We start from the raw sequence: 7,554 nt of genomic DNA, 5'->3' as shown, positions 1-7,554 counted from the left end.
TGCCACCGTCGACAGCATCACCATCAGCGATGGCGTGACCACGATCACGGTACCGAGCTCGGCGATCACTTTGGATAGCAACGGCAACCTGTCAATCACTGGGCAAGATCTGTCAAGCCTCACCGACGGTGAATTGACCGTAACCATGACGGTGACCGATGCTGCGGGCAATACCGGCACGGTAATCGATACCACTACACTTGACACCGCTGTTGATGGCAATGGCAATGGTCAAACCGTCACCTTTGACAGTATTTCCAATGATTCTGGTACTGACGGAGACTTCATCACGAGCGATACCTCGTTGATCTTCAACGGCACCATAGATCTTGACGATGCCACTACCTTGACTGTGTCTGTTGGTGGCACCGAGTACACCTTTGGAACTGCACCAGAGCTCACCATTGATAGCAATGGCAACTGGAGCCTCGACTTATCGGGGACCCCATTACCTGCAGGCACCTACCCAGTCATTGCTACGGTTACCGATGCGGCTGGTAATTCACTTAGCACCGCCAGCCAAGACGTTGTCATTCAAGCGCTTGACGCCATAAATGATGTGAGTGCTATCGACCTTGAGCCCGTTGTTACCGTTAACCCGCCACAAACAACTGACGATGTAGAAGTGCTTGGTTTGGCGGACGCAACTGGCGGCGCTAATGCCAGCGCGACTTTCACTGTTGCACCAGACAATATCGGTGACGTGGAAATTGAAGTTAGCCAAACCTCACTTGCAGCGGTTGCTGATGCCTTTATGGTTGAGGTGTACGATGAAAATGGTGTGCTGGTCTATCAAGGGGTCAGCGCAAACTCACAACTTGCCAATGTTGGTGGTTTGGATATTTTCAACATCACCGGGGATGAGACTATCTCTATCTCGATTCCAGACTTAGCAGCGGGTAACTACAGTGTGGTTGTGCGCAACGATGCAAGTCTGCTGGAGAATCAGGTAGGCAGTGTGCTGGACGCTGACGGTGATGGAGAGGTCAGCCTTAGCGAACTCGGCTTCGCAGGCGTGGAGCTTGGTCCAGATAACCGAGACTATGTGCTGCAGTACGTCGAAGATACGATAAATGCCATGCAGAATGGCGGCTCATTGCTGACCGGTGACGGGACTTTGATTCGCGAAACTCTGGAAGAGATGCTTGCTATTACCCCAACCATAGATGCAGGTGAAATAGCAGACCGACTGACTGATGCGCTCGACGCCAAAGGCGTCAACCGAGACCTCAAAAAGTTTTATCAAGTTATCGCCGATGCTCTGTTTAATGACACCGTAACCCTGTTGGAAAGTACGGACATTACCACCACAGTAACTGAGTACAGCTACTTTGGAGAGGCGCAAGGTAACCTGATAGAGGGAGATACAGGTGGTGCTGGTGCAGATACCATTATCGATGGCGCACAAGTCACTATGGTCACAAACAGTGCTGGTGAAAGCGTCGTTGTGCCAGATACAGGCACAGTAACGATTCAAGGTGCATATGGTGTCTTGGAAATTGCAGCTGACGGCACTTATACCTATACCGCAAATGGTGATCGCAGTTCGTTCGGTCAAGACGAAGTGTTCAACTACACCCTTTCAGACGGTGAAACTTCTGACTCGGCATCACTGACCATCAGCATTACGGGTAGTGACTCCCCGGCTGGGCAAGCACAAACAGACATAGCTACAGACGAAGGTGCACCAGCAACCGAGTTAAGCGCTGATCTGCTGTTCAGTATGGTCGATGACGGTGAACTGATGATGCAATATGACGTTCTTGCCTCGAGTGAACCAAGGTTCAACGACAAGAGTGAAGAGTTGATGCGTCAAGCTGTTCTTGAACACACCGTTGAAGAAGACATCGAATTATTGCTCAACGATGTAGACGCTGAACCAGAGACGCAAGCACTGTCGGTTTCGGGTGATTACGGTACCTTCAGTATCGACGGCGTCATGTTTAATGACGTGAGTCTCCTTCAGCAGTCGCCGTGGGCGGATGAGGATACTAATGTCGTCATTTAATCGACATTTCCGGTATGCGGTTATGCTTGGCTTGAGCTGTTGCTCAAGTCAAGCTTTTGCCACATCTTTTGATCCGGCAGAAAGTCCGTCAATCTCACAAATGGTGCATCATGGCTTAACCTTGAATCCTCGTGTTCGCTCCGCGGTGGCTGAGATCCAGCAAGCTGAAAAAACCATAGACGTTAACGAGGGCCGCTTTTGGCCTTCACTTGACCTTACCGCAGGGCCTGCGGATGGCATCAGCGGCGCCTTTGCTTACAATATCACCCTGAGCTACACCTTATACGATTGGGGGGCATTGGACAGCGAACTGGAAGGCATGAACGCCGAGGCGCGTAAAGCGTTACATAAATTACGCCAAGTACGTGCAGAAGTCGGCATCGAAATCATCGAAGCTTACCTCGATATTATGCTTGCTCAGCAACGACAAGCGATTATTCAAGAACACCAGCGACGTATTGCTCGTGTTGAGCGCATGGCTGAAATTCGCGCTGCAGGAGGTTATAGCGACCGCGCCGAATTAAATCGAGTGCTGCAAGCGCGCTATTATAATGAACAACAAAGGCAAATGACCGACGGTGACCAGCAGCAAGCGCGCTTGCGTTTACGCATGTTGATGCAACGCCCGGTTACGGCCCTGCCACCATTGCCTGCCAATTACGTGCAGCTACAAAACCTGTTGCCGAGTACCCAACAACAAACACAATTGATCCCGCGCTCACCGCAATATATGCAGGCACAAGAAGAAGTTCATATTGCCCACAGTCAAGCTGAGCGCGTCAAAGCTGCGCAACTGCCTCGTGTGGTCTTAGAAGCCTCATCGCAACGCCGCGATATCGGTGGTGAATTAACTCGCGACTCTGCGGTCGCGGTGCGTTTTAAAGCGAGCTTCAATCAAGGTTTAGCCAGCTTCGATATGGATGACATTGAGCGTCTGCGCGCTGAAGCCGCACAGTGGGATCTGCAATTTACACAACTCGATATTGAACGTAATTTGAATATGCAACGTGAATCACTGCGCAACTTAAGTCAACAACGACAATCACTTGAACAACAAGTAAATGCGGCAACCGCACTGTTGAGCGCCTACCAAGATCAATTCCGCGCAGGCCTCACCACGGTAGAGGAAATTTTAACGACAGAGCGCGAACGCTTTGAATTGCTCAGCCAACATCTGAACGTATCCATTGAGCTATTGCGTATTCCCTACCGGATGAGCTCAGAACTTGGGATCCTAGAATCTGTCCTTGCCGCGCAGAGCAATGAGGCGCATAACCTATGACGCACTTCAATCCAGTGACGCCACCCACAGTTGATCCCTTGCAACTTGCATTAACAACCTATTGTCAGTTGCTGGGTAAACCGACACGCGAAGAGGTCATTGGCGAAGGCCTGCCTTTGAAAAACGGCCGTTTAACTATCGAGTTAATTCCACGCGCCTTGGATAATCAGGGCATTAATGCCGTTCTGGTGGAGAAATCACTCCAGCAATTGCAAGACTACCATTTACCTGCCTTATTGCTTACCCGGCACAACTCTGGATTGGTATTAATCAGTAAAGATGAAGAGCACTGCACTGTTGTCGTGCCGGAAACCGCTGGGCAAAAAACCTATTCCTATGCCGAACTTGAAGCTTTGATCTCCTCGCACCTGGTTCTTGCCGACATCGCCTACCAAGCGGATGACCGAGCGAAGGACTATGCACAGCCCTACAAAAAGCATTGGCTCAAAGAGCAGTTGATGAAGTGTTGGTCGACCTATATTGACGTCGGTGTCGCTTCGATGTTTGCCAATATACTGGCCGTTGGTACCTCGTTATTTGCCTTACAGGTGTACGACCGGGTCGTTCCTAATGATGCCTTTGATACCTTGTTTATTCTTACCACAGGGGTTGTCATTGCCATTGTTTTTGACTTTATCTTGCGGGTTCTGCGCGCCTATTTACTCGATGTGACAGGCAAAAAGTTAGATCTGGAGCTGTCATCGCGACTCTTTTCACAAGTGTTGTTTATGCGGCTTAAAGCGAAACCGCAATCCACCGGCGCGTTTTCCAGTCAGTTGAAAGAGTTTGACAGTGTGCGCGAGTTTTTCACCTCGTCTACTGCGGCCACCATCAGTGACTTTCCATTTATCCTCTTATTCTTACTGCTGATCTGGTATCTAGGCGGCCCCGTGGTGTGGGTGCCGATCATCGCTATTTTATTGATGTTGTTACCCAGCTTACTGATGCAGGGAAAACTGGCTGCATTGTCTCGTGAAGGGTTACGCGAAGGCGCTGTAAAACAAGGGCTGATGATCGAGGTGATCGAAAACCTCGAAACGGTTAAAGCTAGCCACGCTGAGTCTCGCAATTTGTTTTTATGGGAAACCCTTACCAAGAAGCAAGCAGCCGACAGTGTCACCTTTAAAAGCCTCTCGAACAGATTGAGTCAAGGCGCTGCAATGGTGCAGCAACTCGGATTTATTTTCGTGGTGGTGGTTGGGGTTTACCAAATCAGTGCCAGCGAAATGACGATTGGTGCGCTCATCGCCTGTACCATGTTAACTTCACGCACCATAGCACCGGTAAATCAAATCACTGGGGTGCTGGTGCGATGGCAGCATGTTAAGGTTGCCTTTGAAGGACTTGACCAGATTATGCAGGCGCCTACAGAACGCCCGCCAGGCCGCCAGTTTGCTCATAAACCTAGGCTCGATGGCGATTACAGCCTCGAAAATGTCAAACTTAGTTATGGCAATGAAGGGCCGCCAGCGTTGAGCATTAATAAACTGCAGATTAAAGCAGGAAGTCACACCGTGTTACTTGGCAGCAACGGCGCTGGTAAATCGAGTTTGTTGCGGATCTTAGCTGGCTTAGAAGACGTCGATAGCGGCCAAGTACTGCTTGATGATATTGCCATGACACAACTCGATCCTGCGGACCGTCAGCGTGATATTGGCTATTTGCCACAAGATTCTTGTTTGTTTTACGGGACGTTACGCGAAAACCTTCAGTTGGCAGGCAATAATCACACGGATGAGGCCATTTTCAACGTCCTTGATAGCATTGGTTTTGGTGTTGCTGTGCGTGCGCATCCGCTGGGCTTAGATATGCCTATTCTTGGCAGCAGAAGCCTCTCCGGTGGTCAACGTCAAGCCGTTGCATTGGCACGGTTAATCTTACAAAACCCGCGAATTGTGTTACTGGACGAGCCAACCTCGGCGTTTGACCAAGTCAACGAAGAGAAAGTCATACAATTTATGCAAACCTGGTTACAAGGTAAAACCTTGGTCATGTCGACCCATAAACGCCGGATGTTGGCACTAGGTACCCGAGGAGTCGTTCTTAAACAAGGACATGTGGCGACGGAAGGTGATTTCGATAGTATTTTAGCTCCTCAAGGGCAGGTGAAACATGAAGCCTAGTAACCCCTGGTCGGATGAAAGCCGTCTATTTTCTGCGCGTCCTGCGCTGTGGTTGTGCATCTTAATCGTGGCCATTTTTATTGGCTGGGCGGCATTTGCTGAGATTGACGAAGTCACCCGCGGTGAAGGTAAAGTTATTCCCTCCAGCCGTTTGCAAACAATCCAAAGCCTTGAAGGGGGGATTGTCGAAGAATTATTGGTCTCAGAGGGGCAACTAGTAGAGCAGGGCGATCCCTTACTTAGGCTCGATAGAACCCGCTTTTTAGCCGCGTTTCGCGAAGGTGAAAGCCAAGCTTCGTCCTTGTTAGCTTCAATCACCCGTTTGGAGGCCGAGGTACGCGATAGCGCTACTTTAACCTTTCCAAACGAACTGAAAATCGATGAGGAAGATCGCATCTTTGAGCAAGCGTTATTTGCCTCTCGACGGACCAATAAACAAGAAAAAGTCGTTGGTTTACAACGCCGTATGCACATTGTTGAAGAGCAACTCGGCATCTTACGCCCTATGGTGGCGTCCGAGTCGGTCAGTCAAATGGAGCTGCTCCGGTTAGAAAAGGAGCTTGAAGATTTAAAAGGACAGATCATCGAAGTCAGCAATAATTACATGCAGGATGCCTATACCGAATTGACTCAAAAGAAAGCAGAGCTCAATGCCCTGAACGAGTCTTTAGTGCAGCGGCAAGACCAGTTGACTCGCACCCAAATCACATCGCCCGTCAAAGGCATGGTGAATGACATTTTGGTTACCACACGCGGTGGTGTGGTGCAGCCGGGGGAGCCGATCATGTATGTCTTACCGATTGATGAGCAATTACTGATTGAAGCGAAAATAGCCCCGGAAGACATCGCATTTTTAGCACCTGGAATGTCAGCGAAAGTGAAAATCACGGCCTATGACTTTTCGATTTACGGGGATCTCGAAGGCGAAGTAATTCAAATTAGTCCGGATACGATTGAAGAGGAAACGGCACAAGGCAAAGCGTACTTTTATCAGATCCTGATTACTACCGAAGGGAATCAGTTAGTTAAAGGTGATAAGAGCTACCCCATCCGCCCCGGCATGATTGCCCAGGTAGATGTGTTAGGAGGTAAACGCACAGTCCTCAGTTACCTCTTAAATCCGCTTCTGAAAGCTAAACTCAACTAAGTAACACAAACAAGAAGTACCCCCCCCCCTTGGTGGTACTTCTTGATATCGAATTAGCCAGACACCCACTCTAAGATTTCACACTTCCAGAGCCATTGACTACACTTTGAGGGTTCTACTCAAGGAGGAGTGAATCATGGCAACGCCTCGGAAAAACCAAATCAGTCTGGCTGACACCCCTTATTATCACTGTATTTCTCGCTGTGTACGGCGCGCCTTTTTATGTGGTGAAGATGCACTGACCGGCCGCTCTTATGAACATCGCCGCGACTGGGTTGAAAGCAAGTTATTAAAGTTAGCTCGTATTTTCTGCATAGATGTGTGTGCCTACGCGGTAATGAGCAACCATACCCATGTGGTGCTGCATGTGGATAGGCGCAAAGCCCAGCGCTTAACGGATAAAGCCATTGTGCTGCGTTGGCATAAACTATTTAAAGGCACCTTGCTCAGTCAACGTTTTGTGCAAGGGGAGTCGTTAGATGTGGCCGAATTGGCCGCCCTACAAGGTCGAATCTTGATATATCGGGAGCGCCTTAGCGATATCAGCTGGTTTATGCGGGTACTCAATGAAAGGATTGCCCGTCAAGCTAATCGCGAAGATGACTGCACCGGCAGATTCTGGGAGGGCCGATTTAAATCTCAAGCGCTTCTTGATGAAGCAGCCCTTATTGCCTGCTTAGCCTATGTGGATTTAAACCCGATTCGCGCCAAGGCCGCCGGCTTACCCGAGCAATCCGATTATACGAGCGTGAAAGCCCGAATCGAATCAGCAAAGAAGGGTAAGCAACCCTCTACCTTAATGCGTTTTGTTGGACACCCTCGTAAGCCTATGCCGAAAGGCCTGCCTTTTGAGCTACGCAGTTACTTAGAGCTGGTTGAATGGACGGGGCGCTGTATGCGCGAGGATAAACCAGGTTATATTGCATCTGACGCAACCCCCATACTTGAACGACTCGATATTAGCCCAGTAAATTGGCTGTCCCTGACCACCTCG

Annotated in this window: 5 protein-coding genes; all 5 read left to right on the top strand. The window is 49.6% G+C overall.

What is annotated here, in order from left to right:
- Positions 1–2,008, top strand: a 2,008-nt coding sequence (locus C2M35_RS10725; RefSeq protein WP_199774415.1) for an Ig-like domain-containing protein, incomplete at its 5' end; no start/stop codon positions are given.
- Positions 1,995–3,290 (top strand): TolC family protein, encoded by a 1,296-nt coding sequence (locus C2M35_RS10720; protein ID WP_158677966.1) that lies wholly within the window; start codon positions 1,995–1,997, stop codon positions 3,288–3,290. The genes C2M35_RS10725 and C2M35_RS10720, both read left to right, overlap by 14 nt.
- Entirely contained in the window at positions 3,287–5,413 is a 2,127-nt protein-coding gene (locus C2M35_RS10715) for a type I secretion system permease/ATPase (protein WP_105265306.1), read from the top strand. Before C2M35_RS10720 ends, C2M35_RS10715 begins: the two co-directional genes overlap by 4 nt.
- Entirely contained in the window at positions 5,403–6,560 is a 1,158-nt protein-coding gene (locus C2M35_RS10710) for an HlyD family efflux transporter periplasmic adaptor subunit (RefSeq protein WP_105258854.1), read from the top strand. The genes C2M35_RS10715 and C2M35_RS10710 overlap by 11 nt, the downstream gene beginning before the upstream one ends.
- Positions 6,561–6,696: 136 nt before the next feature.
- The coding region (locus tag C2M35_RS10705) for a transposase (protein ID WP_105265305.1) at positions 6,697–7,554 on the top strand (858 nt) is incomplete at its 3' end.

It is taken from the genome of Pseudoalteromonas sp. T1lg76, assembly GCF_002964725.1.
Classification (GTDB): Bacteria; Pseudomonadota; Gammaproteobacteria; order Enterobacterales; family Alteromonadaceae; genus Pseudoalteromonas.
This window is presented reverse-complemented; position numbering and strand designations above follow the sequence as displayed.